We start from the raw sequence: 23,983 nt of genomic DNA, 5'->3' as shown, positions 1-23,983 counted from the left end.
CAATAGCCTGGGGCTTGGTCGTTGGCGCAAAACGCTTGATAGGTTGCCCATCTTTACCTATCAAGAATTTAGTGAAATTCCACTTAATGCGGCTGCCTAGTACGCCAGGAAGCTGTTTTCTTAAATAGACGAAAAGTGGGTGGCTGTTCTTACCATTCACATCCACCTTTTCACTCATGGTAAAACTGACACCGTAATTGATCAGGCAGCCCCCTTCTATCTCCTTTTCACTTCCCGGCTCTTGTTCCCCAAATTGATTACAGGGGCAACCAATGATCACTAAACCTTGGTCTGAGTATTGCTCATGTAACGCTTGTAAACCTTCATACTGAGGTGTTAAGCCACATTGGCTCGCGGTATTCACAATCAACACAACCTTACCTTCCAGCTCACTCAGGTTGAGCTCTTGTCCTTGCAGTGTGTTTATCGACTGCTTATAAAATTCACTCATTTTTGACTCCATTTTAGATAGCCACTCAATAATTCGATAGCAATAAGCCCAACTGAACTAGGGGCCTAACGACTAAGGTTCGCCAGTAATTCTTCGCAATCACGTTTCAACCTCATCAGGGCGTCAGCGTTCATTTTTGCCATGCACATCATTTCTTCTGGAATACTCTTCGCTTGCTCTTTCAAAGCGTTTCCTTGCTCTGTCACGGTAACAATCCGTACCCTTTCATCTTCAGAGCTGCGCGTTCGTGTCACATACCCTTTTGTCTCTAGGCGCTTCACCAGCGGAGTTAATGTGCCCGAATCGAGATGCATTTTTTCACCCAATTGCTTAATGTTGATGGATTGATCTTCCCAAAGCACCATCATGACAATGTATTGTAAGTACGTTAAATCTAACGATTTCAACATCGGCTGATACGCACGTCCCATAGCATTCGATGCGCTATAAAGTGCAAAACAAACCTGATTATCCAACCTTAGATTACCTTCAGAGCAAGGTTCGCTCATAACAGTCACCACTCAAAAACTTAATTGCGCACAATATACTTGCGCACGTCATTTTTTTCAATTAGTATTATTCCAAATTCAATTGCGCACAATTTAATTGATAGCAATCTAACAGGCTATAACAAGTAACAACTAAGTACCGTAAAGAAAATAAACTAATAAGGACTCAAACAATGACTGCACTCTACACAACATCCGCTACTGCATTATCAGGTCGTAACGGACAGGTAAGCACTGACGACAACAAACTATCGCTAGCGCTAAGTTACCCTAAAGAGATGGGGGGGACAGGGGAAGCAACCAACCCAGAGCAACTCTTTGCCGCTGGATATTCAGCCTGTTTCTCTAACGCTATTTTGCACGTTGCTCGCGAAACAAAAGTAGCGGTCAAGTCTGCACCAACGACGGCAACCGTAGGCATTGGTCCAAATGATAACGGCGGGTTTGCATTAACGGTGAGCTTGTCAGTGGAGTTAGAACTTGAACAAGATCAAGCCATTGAGTTGGTAAAAACAGCGCATCAAGTGTGCCCATACTCAAACGCTGTACGCGGCAACATTGATGTAGAACTCTCGGTGAACGGAATTGAGCTGTAACTTTATTGCTCGCGAGCTCCCGAATAAATCCGAATAGCTCCCGAACTGAAATGTTCTCTATAAAGGCGAAGCGAAGATAGCCATACTGGTACTGTCAGAGGCTATCTTTCTCTTTGCCGAACAGAGAACGGCGAATGGCGCACATCTTTGTCGCCCATCACTTCTCTAAATCTAGAAATCTAACTGACCTTTCTGAGGTACTGAACTTTCGCGAGGTTAGCGCTAAACAGTCGCTTAATGAGAATACTAGCGGGTTGTGGATTGGTCATAAAATAGCCTTGCCCAATAAGACACCCAAAGTCTTGCAGATCTTCTTGTTGCTTGCTCGTCTCAACCCCTTCAGCAACCACATCTAGGCCAAGCTCTCTTCCTAAATTTAGAATGTTTTTGAGTAACACCATTGATTTGGCGCTTTCTCTGTAATCCGCCACAAAACTTCGGTCAATTTTGAGTGTTTGAAAGTCGAATTCTTTCAAGTAGGAGAGTGATGAAAATCCAGTGCCAAAATCATCCAAAGCCAAACGAACGCCAAGTTGCTTTAACTCCTTAAAGATGACTTTCGCTTGTTCTGCGTTTTCAATCAGCACACTCTCTGTGATTTCTAATTCTAAACTTGTTGTGTCAACACCAGAATCGATAACAATGCGCTTTAACTGCTCAAAGAACGCCTGATTTTTGAGGCTTTTTGCAGAAACATTAATCGCCATCGTTCCCGTATCAATCCCCCTCGCCTGCCACTCTTTTTGTTGCTCAATTGACTTGGACAACACCATCAAGTCTAGCTCTCGAATCAATCCTGTCGATTCAGCAATGGGAATGAATGCATCTGGGCAAATCATGCCCTTTGTCGGGTGAAACCACCGTAGAAGAGCTTCAACACCCACAATCTTGCCGCTTCTCAGTTCCCATTTCGGCAAATAATAAAGTGTAAATTGATCTCGCTTAATGGCGATTTTTAGATCGCGTTCGATTTCTATTCTCGACATCGAAATGCGATTAAGCTCTTCAGAGTAGAACTGAAAGTTGTTCTTCCCCAAAGACTTAGCGTGATACATCGCGTTGTCAGCGTAGCGCATCAAAGAGTCACTGTTCATACTGTCATCAGGATATATTGCAATACCGATGCTGGCTGAAATGGATGCGCAAACATCATTAATTTGAAAAGGTCGTTGCAGCGCCTTATTGAGACTTTTGGCTATTTTACTGGCCGCATTGGTGGCTTTTTGTACATCATTGAGATGTTCAAGAACGACAACAAATTCGTCTCCGCTGATTCTTGCGGCAGTATCGGAGTCTCGAATGCAGTGGTTGATGCGTGTCGCAACACTTTTTAGAAGCTTGTCACCAATGTCGTGACCATATTGATCGTTAACTGTTTTGAAATGATCTAAATCGATGAACAGCACAGCAAACGTATTCTTTAATCGTGACGCTCTCGAAACAGACTTTTCCAAGCTCTCTAGAAACATCACCCGATTTGGCAATTTCGTCAGAGAGTCATAATGTGCTTGGTTATGCAGTTGTTCATTTTTGGCCGCGATAGATTCATTCGCTTTACTTAAGGATTCAACCCAAACGGTTCTGTTCTCTTCAAATTTATTAAGCACGCGGTACAAATACGCAACACTAGCAATGGAGACCATGATCAACATAATGCTGATGTACTGGTATCTTTGTATCCCCTCTTCTAGGTGCATTTTCACGGCTCTTTGTACATCATCCGCTTCTTGAATGAAGTCTAGGAACATTTCATCTGACCGGATATCAATGGCCGAACCCGCACTTGAGATATCTTTATTTTGATGCCTTAGTAACGCTTCATTTCTAAACTTAACGAGTGTGTCTCGCATTGAAACCAAGATGATTCGCAAAGCAGGATCTTGGATGGGCTTAAAGTCACCTTGTATGCTTCTCCCACCTTCTAGTAAAGCTAATGTATGCCAGTCTGCAAGGTCGAGGTAATACCACACTTCTTGCACCGACTGAGTAGCATCCCCAGACATGACCTCTTCGAACCAAAGGTGCGCCAGTGTGCCGTTAATTTTGATTTCCTGAGAGGCTTCAATCAGCGGGGCTTTCTCTGTCAACAATTTGTTCGCTTGCGCAAACAGTAACGTTGTTAAGGAAATAATAATTCCTGCCAAAGTAACCGTGAGTAAAAATAACCTCTTTGCCTTCATTCCGCGTCCCTAACTTTAACAACTAAGCATTCCAATTCTCAGTTGAAAACTGGTTCTGACCTAATATCACCTGCTCCAATTCTTCCAAACCGTTGCGGTGATATAGACAAACCAATTTATCTATATGATTGTTAAAACATTGACGAGGATTATCAGATCGTAATATTAAATTAATATTAAAATGGCAACATTATCAGTAGCAGCAATCTCACTGAGTGAATTTTGGCTAAAAAATGACAGCAAAGAAAACACCCAAACCATTGATTGTAATATTAGTTACTTGTCTATCTTGCTCATATTCTCAAGCAAAAAACCTCATCAAGGTGGATGGTTCAAGTACGGTCTTTCCTATCACGAATGCCATAGCAAAAGAGTTTATGGCGACTGAAAATGGTGAAACTCAAATCGCGATTGGTATCAATGGAACTGGCGGTGGATTTAACAAATTCTGTCGAGGGGACATCGATATATCGAATGCTTCAAGGCCAATCAAAGCAAAGGAAATGAACATTTGTGCACAAAACGGCATTGAATTTATTGAGCTGCCCGTCGCGCTTGATGCCATTACTGTCGTCGTCAATAAACACAACTCGTGGGCTCACTCGATGACGGTTGAAGAACTCAAAACCGCTTGGAGCCCTGAATCAGAAGGGGTAGTTCAACGCTGGAGTGACTTAAATAAACGCTACCCCAATAAACCTATCGAACTCCATGGACCAGGTGCTCATTCCGGCACTTACGATTACTTTGTTGACGCAGTATTAGGTGAAAAAACGAGCCGAAAGGATTACCGACCAAACGAAGATGACAACGTTCTGGCGCAAAACGTTGCCAATGACATTAACGCTATGGCTTTTTTTGGGCTCGCTTATTATTTGGAGCATAAAGACACGTTAAAAGCGGTGGCCATCGGCCGGCAAGGAGAAGAAGCCGTTCTTCCAAATGCTTCAAATGCCGCAAGCGGTTTGTATCAGCCACTCTCTAGACCTTTGTTTATTTACGTCAATACTCAGTCTATGAAGAATAGAGCCTTTGTTAGACGGTTTGTAAACCTGTATCTAAACAAACACAGCACACCTGACGTTGTTAAACAGGCGGGCTATGTGCCACTCCCAAGCCATGCTTACGATTCAGCATTAGCCACTTTCAATGGGAAGTAAGTTCCCTTTAACGAGCACACGCAACCCATTCGATGCCTATTCAACAGTGCTCTCTAGAGCATTCAACCATTGTGCTGGGTAAACAGCTTTGTGTAGACATGTTCATAGCCAATCGTTAACGCGACATAAACCAGTAGTGAAGCCATCACATAGTTGAACACTTTAAAATAGATCGGGTTCTCTAAGCGTTTGCCAACGAGTTGCCCCAATAACGAATAGCTTGTTGGAGCGCCAAACGCTAACACCGCTAATATTAATGACCAGAAAAGCACCGACACCCCCGTCACTCCTGCACTAGGGAATTGAATGGTTGCGATCGGTAACGTTGCCACTAGGCCTTTCGGGTTGAGCAGTTGCATCAACAAACCGTCTCTGAAACTCAGCGCATTTTGGTCATCGCCCTTGCTGTTTAATGACACGTTAGCCGAAGCCACCTTTCGGGCAATATACAGTATGTAGCCGCAACCCGCTAAACTGATGAACGGCAGAAGCTCCGGATTGACCACCTTTAATCCCACATAACTGAGAAACACAAACAGAATGAACATCGCGCTACCAACACCGATAAAGAAGCCAAGATGTTTACGTGTTCGGTTATTGAAACCACAGTTCAACCCCAGCAGGTTAACGGGTCCGGGGGTGTACATAATGCCAAAGGCATAAGCAAATATTTCTAACATGAATCACTCCATAACGACAAAACGCTGCAGTGTTCGCTTGAATTAACGAACCCACTGCAATTGAAACTGCTTTGGCGTCATACCAAACACCTGCTTGAAATTCCGGTTAAGGTGACTAACATCAGAAAAACCGGATGCGACTGCAGCTTGCGTCGCATTGAGCCCAGCGAGCAGACCTTTTCGAGCATGATTGATACGACAGTTCAAAACATATTGATGTGGAGTAATGCCAAATTGAGCGCGGAACATACGTATGAAATGAAACTTCGACATATTGGCTGACGCAGCAATCGAGTCGATAGAGAGCTCGTCACCAAAGTTGGACAATATGAAGTCTTTTGCCCTCAAGAGAAGCGTATCCGTTCGAGAGTGCCGTTCGGCTAAATCTAAGCTACCGTGATTCTTGACCAGAGTTTGGGCCAAAGAATACAAGTTAGATTCATAATCGATCTGAGAGAAACTTGGAGATTGAAGTAACCCAGACATAGACCAAACCTGCTGACGAAGCATGGGATCATTAAACAATGTGTCTTTTAATCGCATTTCACTCTTTCTTGTGTAGCCAAGTGAACGGAAAAGAGGGTTAAACTCGTCTGGATGAACATAGAGCATAATATACTCAAGGTTTTGTTCTCCGCCTGAGTGGCCATCATGAATGTCTTCTGGGTTAAATAGCATCACACCACCTGGAGGGCTTTTGTGAAAAGCATTTCGACAAAAGAAGTCCTGTCGACCTTTAAGCGTGAGACCTATTGAGTACTCTTCATGAGCGTGCTTGGAATAAGAAAAATCACTCATCGTAGCACTGAGCATACCGACTCTGTCGACTTGCTCATTACCCGTGAATTGAAAGTGATTTTGTTTTTCCAAACCTATCTCCTAGTCATTGATACGTTGTATGACATTACCTTGGCTTACTATAGAAATCTATAGATGGAAAAACTTGAACAAAGTTGCTCAGTTTGAATTCTGTTGGCAAAGCGATCGACCACGACAGGTTGATTATAGTGAGAAATGCCTTCAAGTTTGATTCTGGTCTTCAGAGTGCAACCCATAAGCGGAAACCATTTGCAAACAATCAGCAATTTGATGCATCTCACCCCCCCCTTATTTCTTAATGAACACTTTTTGCCACTTTTATTATCGATTTCGATTAATATAATAATACTCTGTTATCAATCTCTGAGGTTAGCCATGCTCAATCCACTTTGGCTGAACACGTTCAAAACCCTTGTCGATATGGGCCATTTCACCCAAACCGCTGAAAAGCTGTACATGACTCAACCCGGTGTCAGCCAACACATAAAAAAGCTGGAATTAGCTTGCGATCACCTCTTACTGAAACGTGAAGGCAAAAGCTTCGAACTCACAGAGCAAGGTCGTATCGTCTATCAACACGCTCTAAAACTAGAGCTAGAAGACGCGTTGTTGAAAGAAAAACTCAGCTTTGATAATCCCTACTCCGGTGAATGTAAAATTGCTTGTTCTGGGTCATTGGCCTTGGTGCTTTATCCCAAATTGCTGACATTGCAACAGCAGCACCCAACTTTATCGATTCAAATTGAGGCAGCACCAAACCAAAAAATTCTCAATGATCTGCAAGCGGGATCGATTGACCTTGGCCTTGTCACCCACGCTCCTAATAATGGGTTGTTCCAGAGTAAAACCATTGGGACTGAAGAGCTTTGTTTAGTTCTACCGAAAGATTATGCAGGGCAATCCATCACGGCCGATCTCCTCAATAAATGTGGGTTGATTGCACACCCTGATGTGACTCACTATCTGGCTCTCTATTTGGATCTTTGTGGGGATGCTGAACTCGCCCAAATAAATCGAGATGAATTGCCTCGCTCGGGTTACATCAACCAACTCAGTCAAATACTCTTACCTGTGGCGATGGGCGTTGGTTTTACTGTGATTCCTAGAGGTGCGATCGAAAGCTTCCAGAATAAAGAGGCGTTGTACATTGCCCCGACGAAACATCCAGTGCAAGAAACCTTATACATGGTTCACAAACGTCATCGAAGTTTACCCGCACGATATGAATCTATCAGCGCCCCAATTGAAGAGGCCGTCAGAAAAATTTAATCATCGCAACGAAGAAATGGCTCAACCGGCCCTCTGTTTCGATAGGTGGACCACACAAGAAGCATCTGGGGGAAACGAAATAGAAAAATCCCTCAACAGAGTGAGGGAGGATTGGGTTCTAAGTGGTACATTCACGTAATTTGGCGTAAAAGACAGGATATTTTTGGCGAATATGACGCTGCTCTTGCACCATATCTTTAAAACTTGGCCCTTTTGTCAGAAGAATAATGACTTCATTCTTGTCTAACCGTAGCACTGAGCCTTCGACACGGACTTCACTATCATCATGTAAATTCAGCACACCAGAAAGGTCTAATCCATGATGCACTCGATTAGGATCATCAATGACAAAACGAATACCTTTCTCCGAAACCTCACTCACATGGTAATGAGCATTTTGAATCACCATCACTGGCATGGCTCTTTTCGGGTACTTTAATCGGTAATACTGCCTTTTTTGAATTGAATCTTCACTCATAAGGTTATAACTCCAACCCGATGTCTGTGGCTTTACTTAACTGATCACTACTCTGCAAAACTGGAAAATCCCTCTTCATTCCTGACTACTCTATTGTCGACCTATAACCTATAAACTTTAGCAGACTGAGGATCGATTATCCAAAGAGGTTGTGAACATTGAGCTCTACTCTATGGATTGAGCAAGTTAACTGAATAGAAAACCGTGTGCTGTGGTATCTTGCCTGCTCTATTTCGAATAAACAAAAGCGCTAGGATTTCGATGCTTCGATTCATGACTATTTCACTGGTTGCCATCATTTTACAAGGCTGCTCTAACCAACAAGCGAGCGCTGTGGGTATGAGACAAAGTACCGTCACTCAATACCCGCAAAACATGTCGAATATAGAGCTGTGTGAAACTCTCTATTTCTCTCGCTCTACAACACAAACCAAAGCCTCAATCGGAGCGGAGTTTAATAAACGAGGCCTGAAACGCTCATGGTGTGTCGAGCAAAATAATAAACTCTATATTACTCGCGTTATTGACTCTGTTCTCTAACCACCACAGTAGACCGAACATCACTAAGGGTTACCTTATAGATAAAGAATACACTGAGTTTAAAACGACTTTGTCATTCTTATATGCCACTTGACACAATCGAAATGAAATCGATTAATTTTCTAGGCGATATCCCAATCTCTCTTGCTTACTTTTTGATTCTTTAACACTTTTTATATGGTCAAAAATAACCGGTCAAAAAGTCTCAAAAATTGTCCGAAATCGATTTGACGGTAATGTGATTAACTTCTAACTTTTGTTATTAAGTATGTTAACTAGGAGGTCATTGAGGATGAAAAGAGCAAGTACTGCATATCGACTACAATTGATAAAAGAGGTTGCAACGAAAAAGCAGCGAGAAATGTCCAACGACGCAATGGCCAACTATATCCATGACCTACTTGATGACGGACCTCACCTTGATGAAAATGTAGAAAGAAACCACCGTTTCAGCGGGAGTCATTTCGATGAAAGTGCTGGAGGCTGGGTGAGCGATCACTGGAGTCTGAAGTAAAATCAGTTCATGAAATTGTGCTATTGCGCCGCTTTGAAGAGCGGCGTTGTTGTCTTAAGAACCTCAGCTCTCACCTCCTAAACCGACGTTTTGGCAATCACTCTAAAAACCGGACCCCACGTTAAAGTAAAAGGCATTGTCTTCCTCACTGAAGGCAAAATCCATCCCCATTCTGATGCCATAGCGACGAGCGATTAAATAGCGAAACCCCGCTCCATAAGCCGCGTGCGCTTCGTCATATAAGTTTTCCAACTCTCGACTTGCACTGCCCGTTCCAATAAAGCCTGATATCGTCCAGCGACTATCAATATCCCACATTAACTGCGTTTGAATGGACGAGACATAGTTGTCTTGATAACGAAAAGCTGATACCCCACGAAGCTTTACATAGGGCTTTGCCAAGGGTGGCAATAAACCTGAGTCTTTTTGCGTTAATGATTCATAACTTGCAGCAAATGCTAACGTCCAATCAGAGGAAATAGGATGAAAGGATTGGCCTGATAACTCGAATGTATCGTATTTATTATCACTTCCGATTGCGTCACGATAGACCATGTATTCTACGTTAACCGAATACCCATCCGTTGGATAAAAGAAGCTGTTTTTGGTGTCGTATTCTGCGGTTACCCCTAACCCCGATGCAGTCGAACTAAGACCAATCAATTTCTCTAAAATAGTATTCACGGCGGCATTTGAAGAGCGAACGTCCGATCGCGCCCAAAACTGCGAAACACCCAGAAAAAGTGGCGTGTCTGCAACTCTAAACTGTAGGTGCTGCATACCACCATACCCTTTGTTATCGCTCTCGAAGCTGACACTTTTATTGGGTATCCACTGACTACCATTTCCTATATCGGCATAGATATCGATAAACGCGTTTCCATAGCCCAAGCCGCCCATGTAGCGGATGGAATCTTGATCCCAGGTACGTCGATGTCCCAGCAACCCAAACCAGGTTCCATTTTCAGTAGCCCCGCCCCCTACAACCGTGACCGCAGGCGGAATTAGGTTAGCACCACCATCAATGGAGGCCATTGCCAATTTTTTCCTCGCTTCTTTCTCTTCTTCCGATTCATGCAAAAAAACGCCGAGCATTCCTCCCCCAATACCCAAAGCGGGTTCAGTAATCAGCACTGGAACAGGCAGGAAACCATACGCATTTTCCGCTAGATACTCCCCCATATCTAACATGCCATCAATGGGATCAACGAAAGATACGGCAACAGCGAGTGGTGAAAACACCAGCGCAGCTGCAGCGGGTACTCGGTATAGATTTTTAAACATAAGTGAATCCATTCAACGTGTTCAATGAGAGAAGGTGGTTAGAAGAGGTCTTGTTGAGGGCTTGCCTTCTCAACTTCCGTAACCTCTATCTTGTTCTGTTTTTGCATTTTCCTTCTGTAACGGAGTTTGCATAGTTTTATAACGTGTAACTGCTGTGTTGGCGTCATAGACAACCAATTAAAGCGTTCATCTCGCTTTCTCATACAGCCTTGGCAATAGCCTTTGGGATCAACATTGCATACACCAACACAAGGGCTTGGCACGGTGAAGAATTCCAGTTGTTCCATCAATGCCTCCTGAACCGATAGAGGTTAACACAATTAAATATGACAACTTTCAATGCGTTAACAAATAAAATTTATCACCTTATTTCTCTTTTATAAACGGTGAAACAACATGAAGTATGACTTAGAGCTGACAAAAACAGTGTTTTATTGTCTATACTTTTGCCAATATTAACGCCTCTAAGCGTATCGCTTGGGCTCGATTTCCGATTGTGGAGTTATCTATTATGAAGCTTAGTTTAAAAACGTTAGTTGCTGCTATTTCTGTCCCTGTTTTACTTACTGCTTGTGTGAGTAATGACGAAGAAGCCCAAGTAATTACCGCGCAAGATCTACAACACCATAACTGGGAGCTCGTGCAGATTGACGGCAACGATGTCGTTAAAGATGACAATAACAGACCTGTTAGACTCGAGGTTGGTGAAAACATGACAGCAAATGGTCATGCGGGCTGTAACAACTTCTTTGGTCAAGGCGAACTTAAAGATAATAAATTCCGCATTGAAAAAATGGGCATGACCATGAAAATGTGTGGTGAAGATGCCATGAACACTGAGATGACAATGTCTCAAGTGTTGACGGAATGGAGTGATATCACCTTAACAAAAGACAGCCTAGAATTGAAAAACGATGCCCATACTCTGACATTCACCCTGCGTGACTGGGTAAACTAGCCTTCTTAAGTTAACCTCCTATGAGAAAAAGAGCGGACGACCGCTCTTTTTTTGCGTTTAAAACACACTGTTCTGCGCATTTTCACCCTTCAACCTTGTTTACCTTCATGTTCATTTACAGTAAAGAAATCCATCACCGATTTTAGCTTTTGCGCTTGTACATTCATCATTTCAGATGTCGCCGTCAGCTGTTCAGAACTCGTGGCATTTTGCTGCGTGATCGCGGTGAGCTGCATCATAACCGTGTTAATCTGCCTCACGCCTACTTTTTGTTCTTCAGAAGCCGCGCTGATTTCCTGAACCAAATCGGATGTTTTCGTTATTGATGGAACAATTTTCCCTAGTAACATCCCAGCCGTTTCTGCTAGCTCCACACTGCTTGCTGCCACTTCGCTGATCTCTTGCGCAGCCACTTGGCTTCTCTCTGCCAGTTTTCTCACCTCAGCCGAAACAACGGCAAAACCTTTACCATGCTCTCCGGCTCTAGCCGCTTCAATAGCCGCATTCAATGCGAGCAAATTGGTCTGGTAGGCGATATCGTCAATAATCCCTATTTTTTCCGCGATTTTCTTCATCGCTAGAACCGTTTTCTCTACCGCAACGCCCCCTTCTTTGGCCTCTTTCGCTGCGTTTGAGGCCATGCTATCTGTCACTTTTGCATTGTCGGTGTTTAAACTGATTGAAGAAGTCATCTCTTCCATAGAATCGGTGGTCAATTCAACACTTTCAGCTTGCTCAGCCGACGATATGCCCATGGATTGCGCGGTTGCGCTGACTTTATCGGAGGCACTTGCAAGGTTATTCGAAGCGCCTCTCACCTCTTTGATGATTGAAGAAAGCTGTTCTACCATATGTTGCATAGCGCGGAGCAGTTGCCCCATTTCATCGTTGCTTTGGACACTGATTTTAGAGGTGAGGTCTCCTTTCGCAAGACGATTAGCGACCGTCACGGCTTCGCGAATGGGGGTGGTAATTAACCTTGTGATGACAACAGCAAGAACAACACCCAGTAATACAGCAACGACACTGATTGCGATAACAAATGCCTTGGATTGATCATTCGCGCTTTGAAGTTTAGGGCCAAGTAAATCTTGCCTGTCTTTAATTTCCAGTTTAAGGTCTTCAATCAAGATTGCAGACTCAGAGCCTGCGAGATCTAAGCGTTCACTTTTTAATTGATTACGTTCGAAAATTACCTCCACGAGTTCTTCAAAAGCAGCAATATAACGCGTATTTAACCCATTAACCTCTTGAATCATTCGTTGATGTTCTGGGTTACTGGTTTGGTTGGTCACTTGATTAAACGTGCGCAAATAGCTCTGGAATTCACTCTCTACTCTATCCACATCTTGCCGTGAGTTGCTGCTAAGAAACTTCGTCACGTAGAGCCTAGCGAGAAGCAGATGCCGCATTGATTGAGCGACATCAAAAGCTTCGTCCATGTTGCCATCATTTTTACTGCCCAATAACAGCGCTGTGATCAACTTTTCAATCTGAGGCCCGAGAACATCAAGCGTATCATGCACAAGTACATGTCGACGTTCTATTTTTTTCTTAATCACATCAAAGGTTTCATCATAAGAAAGCAAATGTTCTTCAACGCTTTCAAATGTCTCTTTTTCTTCTGTTGATGATGCCTCCTGCCTTGCTTCCTGCATCAATTGTTGAAGCTGATTGAATCGCTCTTGTTGTACCTTCAAAAATACCAAGTCGGAGCTATCAATGTACTTTAGTGCCGCTAAACGAACACTTAATAAGTTCGCTTGGACTCGCCCTGCATTATTCGTATTTCTTGCCAATGAACGATAGTCGGAAAACCCAGCAGACGCCGTTTGTAATGCGTTGAACGAGAGATAAGCCGTAGTAACCAGCAATAAAAGTACTAAGCCAAATCCAAGCCCTAAACGACTGCCTATCTTCATGTTATTAAACATACCTATGCCCCAGTATTAATGACCGAATCCATATCTATCGGCACAGCCCTAAATTGGCGAAATTTCTATCAGTCATTATTTAAAACAGCTCGTGCTGCCTACGTTTCATTTATCGTTACTACAACAATATTAGGCTGATATTGACAATTTGCGTGATTACAAAGAGATAAACCGAGTATTGCTTCCTTTCATTCGCCCATTTTGAGTGGCACTGAAACAAAAAAATTACTGAAAAACGGTGCAATATTTTCCGTACATGGCAGGTCTTTACTTCATCTCCATTGAATAACGTCTATTTTTTTAGGCTAAAATGTACGCATCAAAATGAATCAATGGGCAATTAGCATTGATATATAAACAAGATAGATTACTATTTCTTATCAATGGATTACGTTAAAAACTCTTATCAAACATGGATATCGTTATGAAAACGCTACTCGGCACCATCGGTCTTATATCAGCCACATTTGCTGCGCCAACATTGGCTTCAGACTGGACTCACATTGAAACTGAAGCAAAAGGGCAAACTGTCTACTTTCATGCATGGGGAGGCAGCCAAGAAATTAATCGCTACATTCAATGGGCAGGCAATGAGTTGAGCGAGCAATATGGTGTCACGCTAAAACATGTAAAAGTCACCGATATCGCTGAGACAACCACTCGATTGGTCGCAGAAAAAGCAGCTGGAAAGAACAGTGGTGGAAGCGTCGATATCGTTTGGATCAATGGTGAAAATTTCAAATCCATGAAGGACAATGCGTTGTTGTTTGGCCCGTTTACTCAGTCACTGCCAAACTGGCAATATGTTGATAAATCGCTACCGATTGATGTGGATTTCTCTGAGCCTACGCTAGGTCTAGAAGCACCGTGGGGTGTTGGCCAACTTGTTTTCATTCATGACGAAGCCACCTTGCAAAACCCGCCTAAATCGTACGCTGAAATGCTCAGTTATGCGAAAGCGTTTCCAAACAAACTGAGCTACCCAAGACCACCAGAGTTTCACGGTACAAGCTTTTTAAAATCTCTACTTATCGAGCTCACAAGTAATGACCCAGCGCTAGCCAGCCCAGTTTCCGAAGGTGACTTTACTGCCGTCACAGAGCCGCTTTGGGCTTATCTCAATGAATTTCATAAGGTTGCATGGCGTGGTGGTCAACAGTTCCCATCAGGAACCACGGAAACCATTCAATTGCTTGATGATGGTCAGCTAGACCTTGCCATCAGCTTTAACCCTAACGCTGTCTTTTCTTCTCAAGCCAGTGGCAAGCTGTCGGACACAACCAAAGCATTCGCCATGGAAGCGGGAGCATTGTCGAACATTCATTTCCTAGCAATCCCATGGAACGCGAATGCGAGTGCTGGAGCACAGGTCGCGATCAACTTCTTGCTTAGCCCAGAAGCTCAGTCTCGCAAAGGTGATCTATCGGTTTGGGGTGACCCTTCAGTCTTGAGCAGTCAATATTTAACAGGCAGCGCTAAGAATACTCAACAGTTTAAATCTGTTGCCGAGCCTCATCCTAGTTGGCAGGCTGCTATCGAAAAAGAATGGCTTCAACGATATGGAAACTAACCTTCAATGCTAAGAGCGCTGTATCCCTTTATCATTGTTATTTGTTTCGCTCCGACTATCCCAGGCATAGTCGGAGTCATTGCTTCATCAATGAGTTACATCCCTTCGATTAATATGTTTCAGCCATCATTTGAAGGGTTTCGATTAGTCTTTGACTGGCAAGGTACGTGGCATTCCATCGCTCTGACTTTATTTTCTTCCCTATTCAGTAGCTACTTAGCCTTGCTCGCGACGTTCGTTATCCTCATTGCCAGCTGGGGAAATCGTTTTTGGAATCGCATCGAACTGGCGCTGTCTCCGCTGCTGGCGCTCCCTCACGTAGCATTTGCCATCGGTTTTGCTTTTCTGTTTGCCCCAACAGGTCTTATTTCCCGTTTTCTGTTTAGTCTGTTTGGGTACGACGCCAATCAGCAGTCTGTGAATGATCTGCCATTACTCATCAACGACCCTTACGCATTGGGGCTCGTCATCATGTTAGCGCTTAAGGAGATCCCATTTTTTCTTCTAATGAGCATCCCTATTCTTAAACAGCTAAACATAGAGCAAACCACCAAAGTAAGTGCATCTCTTGGCTACAGCCGTGTTCACATGTGGTGGAAAGCCATATTCCCACAATGGCTGAGCAAGATGCGCTTTCCTATTCTCGCGGTGATAGCCTACAGCTTATCGGTCGTCGATATTGCCCTAATCATCGGCCCAACCAATCCGCCTACGTTTGCAACGCTAGTGTGGCAATGGTTTAGTGACCCTGACTTATCTTTGCTGCCCCGAGCGGCTGCAGGCGCGATGGTACTCTTCTTCCTCGCGTCTTTTTCTATGATAGTAGCCCGGTTTATAGAGTGGTTTTTTATCGCCAAAGCTCGACAGTGGCAATCGTCCGGGCGATATGGAAGAGCACTGGGGGGCAAAACGATTCTAATTAGCGTATTCGCTACATCGATCGTCATCGTGCCGCTTATGGTCGTGTGGAGTTTCGCCCAGCGTTGGCGTTTTCCCGATCTCGCACCGAGTCAGTTTACAACGCGTTACTGGGAGTTTGAGTGGAGTGCACTGTTTGGTAATATTCAGCAAAGCCTGACATTAGCTATGCTAAGTGCAACAATCGCGCTAGTACTCGCAGTGCTTACCCATGAATATAGAATCAAACATAAATGGGCGATGCCAGACTTTCTCATTGCCATTCCAATTCTCATCCCACAACTCTCTCTACTTTTTGGCATTCAAATCGCGACTTTGTACATCAATCAAGGAAGCTATTACTTGTGGACGCTTTGGGCTCATGTGTTTTTTGCGTTTCCTTATGTCTACCTTTCGCTTGATGGACCTTGGCGCAGTTACAACGTTAATTTAACCAAGTCGGCTTTGAGCCTTGGTAAACATCCGGCGCTCGTATGGTGGAAGATAAAACTTCCAATTTTACTGCTCAGTATGTCTTTGGCTTGGGCGATTGGGGCGAGTGTCAGTTTGGCCCAGTACCTGCCAACACTCATGCTAGGAGCAGGTCGAATCTCTACCATTACGACAGAAGCCGTCGCGCTTTCCAGTGGTTTCGACAGACGTGTCACGGCAATTTACGCGCTTTGGCAAGCCATCTTACCGCTACTCTTCTTTTCATTTGCATTTTTGCTTGGTCGATTGAGCCTACGCTCTCGCCAGCTTTCTATTAAAGGTCTATTGCCCAATGAGTCTTTGTCTCAAAAACCTTTCCGTCCGTAGTGTCCAAGGAGTGCCACTGTTTACGTCTTTATCCATGAACATAGACAATGGCGAAGTCGTCACACTTATGGGGCCTAGCGGCTGTGGCAAATCGACGCTGCTTGATTTGATCGCTGGACACCTATCTGATGAGTTTCATTATGACGGGCAGCTATTGCTCAATGATAAAGATATTTCTCAACTTGAGCCTCACAAAAGACAGGTCGGTATTCTGTTCCAAGACGACCTGTTATTCCCTCACCTCAATGTATGGGAGAACCTCGCTTTTGCGCTCCCAAATAGCGTGAAAGGCCAAGAGAGAAAAGCGCAAGCGATGAAAGCACTAACGGCTATCTCACTACAACAACTGGCTGAATCATTCCCTCAGCAGATATCTGGAGGCCAGCGTGCGCGCATTAGCTTAACCCGGATGCTTTTGGCTAAGCCTAAGCTCGCCTTACTGGATGAGCCCTTTAGTAAATTAGATAAAGAGCTAAGACGTCAGTTTCGGGATTGGGTGATCAGTGAACTGTCAGCCGCCAATATTCCTACCTTAATGGTTACGCACGACAAAGAAGACGTGCCACCAAACAGTAAGGTGTATAGCTGGCCTTGGGAGACGCATCATGCTTGATAGTCTTAGCATCAAAATCATTCGATGGCCGTTAGCGACCGCAGCAAAAGGGCTAAATCGCGTTGGCATTACAGCCAATCAGACAACTTTATTCGGATTTGTCATTGGTTGCCTTGCTCTGCCCGCTTTGGCTTTAGAACAGTATCACCTTGCTTTGTTTCTGGTTGTTATCAACCGTGTTTGCGATGGGCTTGATGGCGCACTCGCACGTATTCAGGGGATAAGCGATGCAGGCGGATTTCTCGACATCAGTTTAGATTTCATTTTCTACTCGCTTATCCCATTCGGGTTCATCTTAGCCAACCCTGATCAAAACGCCATTGCGGGTGCTTTTTTGATTTTCTCATTTATTGGGACAGGAACGAGCTTCTTAGCCTTTGCGGTGATGGCGGGCAAGCGAGGAATTGAAAACCCAGTGTATAAACATAAATCGCTGTATTACATGAGCGGGTTGACTGAAGGGACAGAAACCATCGCGTGTTTCATTGCGTTCTGTTTGTTCCCAATGCACTTCGCTCTCATCGCTTATATTTATTCAGCTGCGTGTTGGTTTACGACCGCCAACCGTATCTACTCGGGATTCCATACTCTGAATGAAACCAAATAAAAAGTAGCGCTAGAGAGCGCTACTTTTTATGCATCATACGCGCTACCAAAGCCACGATTTAACTGAACACAAGCGCTTTTAGACACGCTTCAGGGTCTGTATCAATAAACTCTGGAGGGTTGTCTAATCGATACTGGAATGAAAGGCTTGGCGCTTCTTCTTTCATGCTATCGACAAGGAATTCACTGTTCACGACAGGCGAATTAACGCACGCAAGAACTTCACCACCTTCCGTTAAGAGATCAGGCAGTCGGCGTAAGATTTTCTTGTAATCTTTAGTCAAGGCGAAGCTGCCTTTTTGAAACGAAGGCGGATCAATGATGATTAAATCATACTGTCCCATCTTCTTGATCTTTCCCCAAGACTTAAAGATGTCATAGCCAAGGTAGTTGACCGATCGCGAGTCATGCTCATTCAATCGGTGGTTTTCGCGACCCTTGCTCAGTGATGATTTCGACATATCGACGTTCACCACTTTGGTCGCGCCACCTTCTATTGCCGCAACGGAAAAACCACAGGTGTAAGCAAATAGATTAAGCACATTTTTCTTCTCAGACCGTTCTTTTACCCATTTACGACCTAAGCGCATGTCTAAGAACAAACCAAAGTTCTGGTTTCGGCCGATGTCCAGCTGATACTTTAATCCACTTTCTGTCACGACAGGCCTAGACTCTAACTCGCCAACTAGAACTTCAGAGGGTGCGCCGTCGGTATATCGATGTTGAACAACGATGCAAGAACCAGACTTCTCTAGCCAAGGCGATGTTTGGGTAAACGCTAGCAAACCTTTTTTTAGACTCATTAGGAACGCGTCATCCACCAACTTAAACAAGCTAACGATCATCTGACCTTGTAGCCAGTCACAGGTCATCTGCTCAAGCCCTTGCCAGTTGTGTCCTCTACCATGAAAAAGGCGACGCAATTCATTCGGGGCTTGTGCGAGTTCAGATTCGATATGTTCAAAAAAGGTCGGTAGTTGGGAAACCTGCATATTCTTCTCTATCAATATTTGATTATTAGTTAAGTTATTTTTCGTCTTTATTTAGGTTTAGGGCCATTTTTAAGCTTTGGCCAAGCCAACAAGTCGGGCTTTAGCCATGTTGCAATGCCTTCACTCACTAATGGCTCATGCCACTTCTCACCTAACGTGGAATACTCTCTGGGATCGCAAACAAACTGAAACTCTAACGCCTTATGTGTGAAGATAAGGCCAAAGGCATGAAGATAGCCACGGTCTGATTGACTACTGGCATTGTAAATCGAATCACCAACAATACTAGAGCCAACAGAATTAAGAGCAACACGTATCTGATGAGTTTTACCTGTATGGGGTTTGCATAAGAATAGGCGTTCACCAGGCTCACCAGGCAGCGACATAAACTGTGTAATTGCCGGGTTATTTTGAGACTTGGTCAATTTCCAGCTTGATCGACGAGAACGTTCCATATCCCCAATAATGAGACCCTGTTTCTTCTTGGGTTTTTTACTGCTAATTGCGAGATAAAACTTCGCGACTTCTCGGTTAGCAAAAGCTTTCGAAAGTGAGCTAGCACTCTCTTTATTCCGCCCTAGCAGCAGAATCCCTGATGTCATTTTGTCCAGTCGATGTACTAAATACAATTGTTCATCGCCACTTTGGTGCCCAACTTCTTGGAGAAGCATGGTATCACCATCGTCTTTGTGGACAGACACATTAGGGTGTTTGTTGATAACAAGAAAATCTGTATGGGTATAAAGTATATCGAACATCAGGCTAGCTCCATTTTCGAGTTGGAGTATACCCAGTATCGTGTAGGATGCCAGTGGTAGTTGACGTTCCACTTCTGTCTAGCCCATATTCACTGCTAGAAAACAAAAAGCGAGAAACAAATAAATGCTTCTCGCTTTTCAATTCAATAAAGCCAGCTACAAAGTACTGGCTCTAAGAAAAACTTACAACTTCTTAGATATGAAGCCAGAGACTACGATAACGCCTAAGCCAATCAGCATGATTGCACCTTTACCGCTATCAAACCCTGCCTTAATGCCTGCGATAGCAACAATCGCTACAGCAAAAGGAATCACGTACTTCACTAGGTTGTACCAAAGACCGAATAGAGGGAATTTGATCGTACCGTCGTTAGTGATTTCTTTTTCAAGATCTTCACGGTTCAGTCTCCAACCAGCGAAGATACAGATTAGCATACCGCCAACCGCTAGGAAGATTTTGTCTGTTAGTAAGTCAAATACATCGAATGCACCTGTACCAAACAATTGAGGACCTAAGCCACCTAGAGAAATTGAAGAGAACACACACAACACAGCCATTACTGTCGCTGCAAGGCCTACGGCTGAAGAACGCTTCAAACCTTTCTCATCGATTAAGTACGATACAACCACTTCAAGTAGAGATACTGAAGATGTTAGAGCTGCAACACTTAGACCAACGAAGAACATCAGTGCGAACATCAAGCCAACTGCGCCCATTTCAGCAAACAGCTGAGGCACAACCACGAACACTAGACCTGGGCCAGCTGCTGGCGCCATACCAAATGCGAACATTGCAGGGAACATTGCTAGACCCGCTAGGATTGCAACACTGGTATCCATCGCCGTTACCATAGCGGTTGTTTGTACTAGGTTTTCTTTCTTCTTCAGGTAGCTACCGTATGTGATCATACAACCCATACCTAAGCTTAGTGAGAAGAACGCTTGACCCAATGCCGCTAGAACCACACTGCTATCGACTTGAGAGAAGTCAGGTTTGAATAGGAATTCAAGACCAGCACTTGCACCTGGAAGCATCATGCCTTTTACCGAAACGATAATGAGGATGATGAAAAGCATAGGCATTAAAATTTTGCCTGCTTTTTCGATACCACCAGAAATACCGCGAGCAACGATAGCGATGTTTAGAAGTAGGTAAAGACCCATCCACATCAGCGGCTCAATCGGGTTTGAGATGAACGCACCAAAGCTATCACCGATCGCTTCAGGCGCACTCAATAGACCTGTTGACAGTTTGTAGATGTAAGCAATTGCCCAACCACCAACAACTGGGTAGAAACCCATGATCAATAGACCACTGAAAACACCAATTACGCCGACGAACGACCAACGACGATCGGTATTCTTAAATGCACCTACTGCTGAAACGCCAGTCTTACGACCTACAGCAAATTCAGTCAGCATCACACTGAAACCAATAAAGATTACAAACAGAAGGTAAATAAGAACGAACGCGCCGCCGCCACTTTCACCTGCTGTATACGGGAATTTCCAAATATTACCTAAACCTACAGCTGAGCCAGCTGCGGCCATTACGAATCCTAGTTTCGAACCCCAGGTATCACGGGGCTTTGTGGTTGTACTGCTAGTCGCCACGATATCTCCAAATTTTCTGTTGTGTTTGTATAAATGTATCTGTCTTATCTGGCGTCTTAAAAGTTGGAGTGTAAATACAGGCCGTACACCAATGTTTACACCCAATAAGGGTTTACTGACGCTCAAGTATGGCAAGTAAACCAGTTTGCAATTAAAATTGGAACCCCAGATAGTATATATTACGGACTAATCCATAGTTTTAGCGCTTATCTGTTGCATTTATAAACAATTTGTTACAATCACACCTGTCATATTCAAAAATCCAACAACATTGTACTGTTACCTATTTCATATCTTAGCAAATAGACATTCCTATCTTCATTGAATCCATTTACTATCCATACTCCCCCTTTAGCATCGTATTGATCTATGGATAAGTTTTATCATTTTCTCACTTTAGCAGGCATAGGCCTTTACTGGTTTCTTGTCGCTGGTGTCACTTTACGTATCGTTCTAAAGCGAAGAGCGGTGAGTGTTTCGCTCGCTTGGCTTATGATCATCTATATCGTTCCTGTCTTCGGTGTATTCTGTTATTTCCTTTTCGGTGAACTCAACTTAGGTCGTAAGCGTGCCGATCGAGCAAAAGAGATGTTTAGCCCTTTTGAGCAATGGTTTAGTCAACTTAATCATTGCCAAGCCCACCTTCCCGAATCATTGAATGGCCATATTTCTAAGATCGATGATCTTTGTAACAATAGAATGAGCATTCCAGCTTTAAGTGGGAACTCTTTGTCCCTGCAAAATTCTCCCGATGAAATTCTCCACTCAATTATTGAAGATATAGAACAAGCCCAACACAGCATCAGCATGGTTTTCTATATATGGCATCCAGGTGGCTTAGCAGACTCCGTAGCCAGTGCTTTAATTCAAGCGTCTAAACGAGGCGTAAAAGTGAAGCTGCTTCTTGATTCGGCGGGTAGCCCTCGTTTTTTTAAAAGCCCTTGGTATGCAATGATGAAGCAATCGGGTGTCGAGGTCGTTCAGGCCTTAGAGGTTAGCCCTTGGCGTATGTTCTTAAGACGTCTTGATCTTCGTCAGCATCGAAAAATTATCGTGATTGATGACATGGTGGCTTATACAGGCTCGATGAATATGGTTGACCCTGCTTACTTCAAACAAAACTCAGATGTGGGACACTGGATTGACATTATGGTCAGAATCACTGGGCCAACGGTTAATGTCCTTTCCGCTATTCACAGTTGGGATTGGGAAGTCGAGACAGGTATTCGACATCTGCCAAAATTACCGGAGTGCCACATCGATGAGTCGCAGCAGCAGCACCCGATACAGGTCGTGCCATCAGGCCCTGGGATGCCGGAGAATTTGATATTGCAGGTGCTTGCTCTTGCCATGCATCAGGCCAACGATTCAGTAAAAATCACTACCCCCTATTTTGTACCCAGTACCGACTTGCTCGAAACGATTAAGCTGACCGCACAAAGAGGCGTTAAAGTGGACATTATAATTCCGCATAAAAACGACTCCTTAATGGTGAAATGGGCTTCACGAGCATTTTATGGTGATCTACTGAATGCGGGTGTCAACATTTACGAATTCCACGGCGGGCTACTTCACACCAAGTCTGTCGTGATCGATGACCATTTCAGTTTAGTGGGCACCGTCAATATGGACATGCGGAGCCTGTGGCTCAATTTCGAACTGACGCTCGCGGTACAAGATCAATCCTTCACCAAAGAGATGCTCTGGTTGCAGCAACAGTACATCGATCAATCATATAAAGTTGATCGCGACGTTTGGAAAGCGAGGCCGATACAACATAAGTTTTTAGAGAGAGCCTTCTTCCTATTCAATCCTCTACTCTAAAAAGATAGCTTTTAGTACTGAAATATAACGTTTAAAGGGTTGAAAGAAGCAGTCACTCCATGCTTTAAATAGACCTATATCAATTCGATGACAAGGAATACAAATGTCGAAAAGCAAACTTACGCGCCTCATCACGGCGGGTCGCGACAAAAAATGGACTAATGGTGTGGTTAACCCTCCCGTTCAACGAGCGTCTACGATCGTTTTTGATACGGTCGCCGAAAAGAATGCCGCCATGATGAACCGTGCCAATAAAACGCTTTTCTACGGACGCCGTGGTACTAACACTCATTTTGCTTTCCAAGATGCGATGGTTGAGCTTGAAGGTGGTGCAGGGTGTGCGCTATACCCCTGTGGGACGGCTGCTATCTCTAATGCTATTTTGTCGTTTGTAGAAACAGGTGACCACATTCTTATGGTCGATACCTGTTATGAACCAACGCGTGACTTTTGTGACACCATCATGAAGAAGATGGGCGTAGAAACCACCTACTATGATCCCATGCACGGTGAAGGTATACGTGATCTCATCAAGCCAAATACCAAGATCCTTTTCACTGAGTCTCCAGGCTCTGTGACAATGGAAGTTCAAGACATTCCGACTTTGTCTCGAATTGCTCATGAAACGGACATCATTGTTATGCTTGATAACACTTGGGCAGCGGGCGTGAACTTCTCTCCTTTCGATTTTGGTGTTGATATCTCAATTCAAGCCGCGACCAAATACATTGTTGGGCACTCTGACGTCATGTTAGGGACTGCTGTAGCGTCAGAGAAGTACTGGCCACAATTGAGAGAACAAAGCTATTTAATGGGCCAGTGTGTTTCACCAGACGATGCTTATTTAGGATTACGCGGCATTCGTACACTCGATGTTCGACTGCGTCAACATGCTGAAAACAGCTTAGCGATCGCTAA

24 protein-coding genes are annotated in these 23,983 nt (G+C 44.0%); 12 read left to right on the top strand and 12 right to left on the bottom strand.

Translation table 11 applies throughout. The annotated features are described in order from the left end of the window. Positions 1–451: glutathione peroxidase (locus BCU12_RS15260; protein ID WP_102405113.1), on the bottom strand; the 451-nt coding region annotated here is incomplete at its 3' end. Positions 452–516: 65 nt separating this feature from the next. Continuing rightward, positions 517–960 (bottom strand): MarR family transcriptional regulator, encoded by a 444-nt coding sequence (locus BCU12_RS15255; RefSeq protein WP_102405112.1) that lies wholly within the window; start codon positions 958–960, stop codon positions 517–519. Positions 961–1,133: 173 nt separating this feature from the next. Between BCU12_RS15255 and BCU12_RS15250 the strand changes: the two genes are divergently transcribed. Next, entirely contained in the window at positions 1,134–1,556 is a 423-nt protein-coding gene (locus BCU12_RS15250) for an organic hydroperoxide resistance protein (RefSeq protein WP_102405111.1), read from the top strand. A 179-nt stretch (positions 1,557–1,735) separates the two neighbouring features. Here the strand turns inward: BCU12_RS15250 and BCU12_RS15245 are convergent, their stop codons facing one another. Continuing rightward, the gene (locus BCU12_RS15245) at positions 1,736–3,736 is read right to left on the bottom strand and encodes an EAL domain-containing protein (RefSeq protein WP_102405110.1); all 2,001 of its coding nucleotides are present in this window, start codon (positions 3,734–3,736) and stop codon (positions 1,736–1,738) included. Between the two features lie 233 nt (positions 3,737–3,969). On the opposite strand from BCU12_RS15245, the gene BCU12_RS15240 reads away from it, so the two are divergent. Further along, entirely contained in the window at positions 3,970–4,896 is a 927-nt protein-coding gene (locus BCU12_RS15240; RefSeq protein WP_102405109.1) for a PstS family phosphate ABC transporter substrate-binding protein, read from the top strand. A gap of 62 nt (positions 4,897–4,958) precedes the next feature. Here the strand turns inward: BCU12_RS15240 and BCU12_RS15235 are convergent, their stop codons facing one another. Continuing rightward, positions 4,959–5,576, bottom strand: a complete 618-nt coding sequence (locus BCU12_RS15235) for a LysE family transporter (protein WP_102405108.1) — start codon at positions 5,574–5,576, stop codon at positions 4,959–4,961. Positions 5,577–5,618: 42 nt separating this feature from the next. After that, positions 5,619–6,446: an AraC family transcriptional regulator gene (locus BCU12_RS15230; RefSeq protein WP_102405107.1), complete on the bottom strand. Its 828-nt coding sequence runs from the start codon at positions 6,444–6,446 to the stop codon at positions 5,619–5,621. A 324-nt stretch (positions 6,447–6,770) separates the two neighbouring features. Between BCU12_RS15230 and BCU12_RS15225 the strand changes: the two genes are divergently transcribed. Further along, a complete protein-coding gene (locus tag BCU12_RS15225; RefSeq protein ID WP_102405106.1) occupies positions 6,771–7,664 on the top strand; it encodes a LysR family transcriptional regulator in 894 nt (297 codons plus the stop codon). 118 nt (positions 7,665–7,782) lie between these two features. Here BCU12_RS15225 and BCU12_RS15220 read toward each other — a convergent pair whose 3' ends face one another. Further along, positions 7,783–8,142, bottom strand: coding sequence for a PilZ domain-containing protein (locus BCU12_RS15220; protein WP_102405105.1), 360 nt, complete (start codon positions 8,140–8,142; stop codon positions 7,783–7,785). Between the two features lie 261 nt (positions 8,143–8,403). Between BCU12_RS15220 and BCU12_RS15215 the strand changes: the two genes are divergently transcribed. Both BCU12_RS15215 and BCU12_RS15210 read left to right on the top strand, forming a co-directional pair. Next, entirely contained in the window at positions 8,404–8,682 is a 279-nt protein-coding gene (locus tag BCU12_RS15215; protein WP_102405104.1) for a hypothetical protein, read from the top strand. Positions 8,683–8,974: 292 nt separating this feature from the next. Then, positions 8,975–9,196 carry a hypothetical protein gene (locus BCU12_RS15210; protein WP_102405103.1) on the top strand — a complete coding sequence of 74 codons (222 nt, stop codon included), beginning with the start codon at positions 8,975–8,977 and terminating at the stop codon, positions 9,194–9,196. A 102-nt stretch (positions 9,197–9,298) separates the two neighbouring features. Here the strand turns inward: BCU12_RS15210 and BCU12_RS15205 are convergent, their stop codons facing one another. Both BCU12_RS15205 and BCU12_RS15200 read right to left on the bottom strand, forming a co-directional pair. Continuing rightward, positions 9,299–10,480 carry a BamA/TamA family outer membrane protein gene (locus tag BCU12_RS15205; protein WP_102405102.1) on the bottom strand — a complete coding sequence of 394 codons (1,182 nt, stop codon included), beginning with the start codon at positions 10,478–10,480 and terminating at the stop codon, positions 9,299–9,301. 38 nt (positions 10,481–10,518) lie between these two features. Then, positions 10,519–10,767 (bottom strand): DUF1289 domain-containing protein, encoded by a 249-nt coding sequence (locus tag BCU12_RS15200; RefSeq protein ID WP_102405101.1) that lies wholly within the window; start codon positions 10,765–10,767, stop codon positions 10,519–10,521. A gap of 224 nt (positions 10,768–10,991) precedes the next feature. Here BCU12_RS15200 and BCU12_RS15195 point away from each other — a divergent pair, with 224 nt between their 5' ends. Next, positions 10,992–11,438: an META domain-containing protein gene (locus tag BCU12_RS15195; protein WP_102405100.1), complete on the top strand. Its 447-nt coding sequence runs from the start codon at positions 10,992–10,994 to the stop codon at positions 11,436–11,438. Positions 11,439–11,527: 89 nt separating this feature from the next. On the opposite strand, the gene BCU12_RS15190 is transcribed toward BCU12_RS15195, so the two are convergent. After that, positions 11,528–13,372: a methyl-accepting chemotaxis protein gene (locus tag BCU12_RS15190; protein ID WP_241909845.1), complete on the bottom strand. Its 1,845-nt coding sequence runs from the start codon at positions 13,370–13,372 to the stop codon at positions 11,528–11,530. A 424-nt stretch (positions 13,373–13,796) separates the two neighbouring features. Here BCU12_RS15190 and BCU12_RS15185 point away from each other — a divergent pair, with 424 nt between their 5' ends. The 4 genes from BCU12_RS15185 to BCU12_RS15170 are packed head-to-tail and all read left to right on the top strand — an operon-like array spanning position 13,797 to position 17,878. Beyond that, entirely contained in the window at positions 13,797–14,942 is a 1,146-nt protein-coding gene (locus BCU12_RS15185; protein WP_102405099.1) for an ABC transporter substrate-binding protein, read from the top strand. 6 nt (positions 14,943–14,948) lie between these two features. Beyond that, positions 14,949–16,658: a thiamine ABC transporter permease gene (locus BCU12_RS15180; RefSeq protein ID WP_102405098.1), complete on the top strand. Its 1,710-nt coding sequence runs from the start codon at positions 14,949–14,951 to the stop codon at positions 16,656–16,658. Then, on the top strand, positions 16,624–17,271 hold the full coding sequence (locus BCU12_RS15175) for an ATP-binding cassette domain-containing protein (protein WP_102405097.1): 648 nt from the start codon (positions 16,624–16,626) through the stop codon (positions 17,269–17,271). The genes BCU12_RS15180 and BCU12_RS15175 overlap by 35 nt, the downstream gene beginning before the upstream one ends. Next, the gene (locus tag BCU12_RS15170; protein WP_102405096.1) at positions 17,264–17,878 is read left to right on the top strand and encodes a CDP-alcohol phosphatidyltransferase family protein; all 615 of its coding nucleotides are present in this window, start codon (positions 17,264–17,266) and stop codon (positions 17,876–17,878) included. Before BCU12_RS15175 ends, BCU12_RS15170 begins: the two co-directional genes overlap by 8 nt. Positions 17,879–17,936: 58 nt before the next feature. On the opposite strand, the gene BCU12_RS15165 is transcribed toward BCU12_RS15170, so the two are convergent. The 3 genes from BCU12_RS15165 to BCU12_RS15155 form a co-directional block, all read right to left on the bottom strand. After that, positions 17,937–18,869 (bottom strand): class I SAM-dependent methyltransferase, encoded by a 933-nt coding sequence (locus BCU12_RS15165; protein WP_102405095.1) that lies wholly within the window; start codon positions 18,867–18,869, stop codon positions 17,937–17,939. 47 nt (positions 18,870–18,916) lie between these two features. Further along, positions 18,917–19,627: a TIGR01621 family pseudouridine synthase gene (locus tag BCU12_RS15160; RefSeq protein ID WP_102405094.1), complete on the bottom strand. Its 711-nt coding sequence runs from the start codon at positions 19,625–19,627 to the stop codon at positions 18,917–18,919. A gap of 183 nt (positions 19,628–19,810) precedes the next feature. Beyond that, positions 19,811–21,241 (bottom strand): sodium-dependent transporter, encoded by a 1,431-nt coding sequence (locus tag BCU12_RS15155; protein WP_102405093.1) that lies wholly within the window; start codon positions 21,239–21,241, stop codon positions 19,811–19,813. 369 nt (positions 21,242–21,610) lie between these two features. Between BCU12_RS15155 and cls the strand changes: the two genes are divergently transcribed. Beyond that, positions 21,611–23,065 carry a cardiolipin synthase gene (gene cls, locus BCU12_RS15150; RefSeq protein ID WP_102405092.1) on the top strand — a complete coding sequence of 485 codons (1,455 nt, stop codon included), beginning with the start codon at positions 21,611–21,613 and terminating at the stop codon, positions 23,063–23,065. A 103-nt stretch (positions 23,066–23,168) separates the two neighbouring features. Then, positions 23,169–23,983, top strand: an 815-nt coding sequence (gene metC, locus BCU12_RS15145; RefSeq protein WP_102405091.1) for a cystathionine beta-lyase, incomplete at its 3' end; no start/stop codon positions are given.

Origin of the sequence: Vibrio sp. 10N.261.55.A7 (assembly GCF_002877365.1) — a bacterium.
Lineage (GTDB): Bacteria > Pseudomonadota > Gammaproteobacteria > Enterobacterales > Vibrionaceae > Vibrio.
This window is presented reverse-complemented; position numbering and strand designations above follow the sequence as displayed.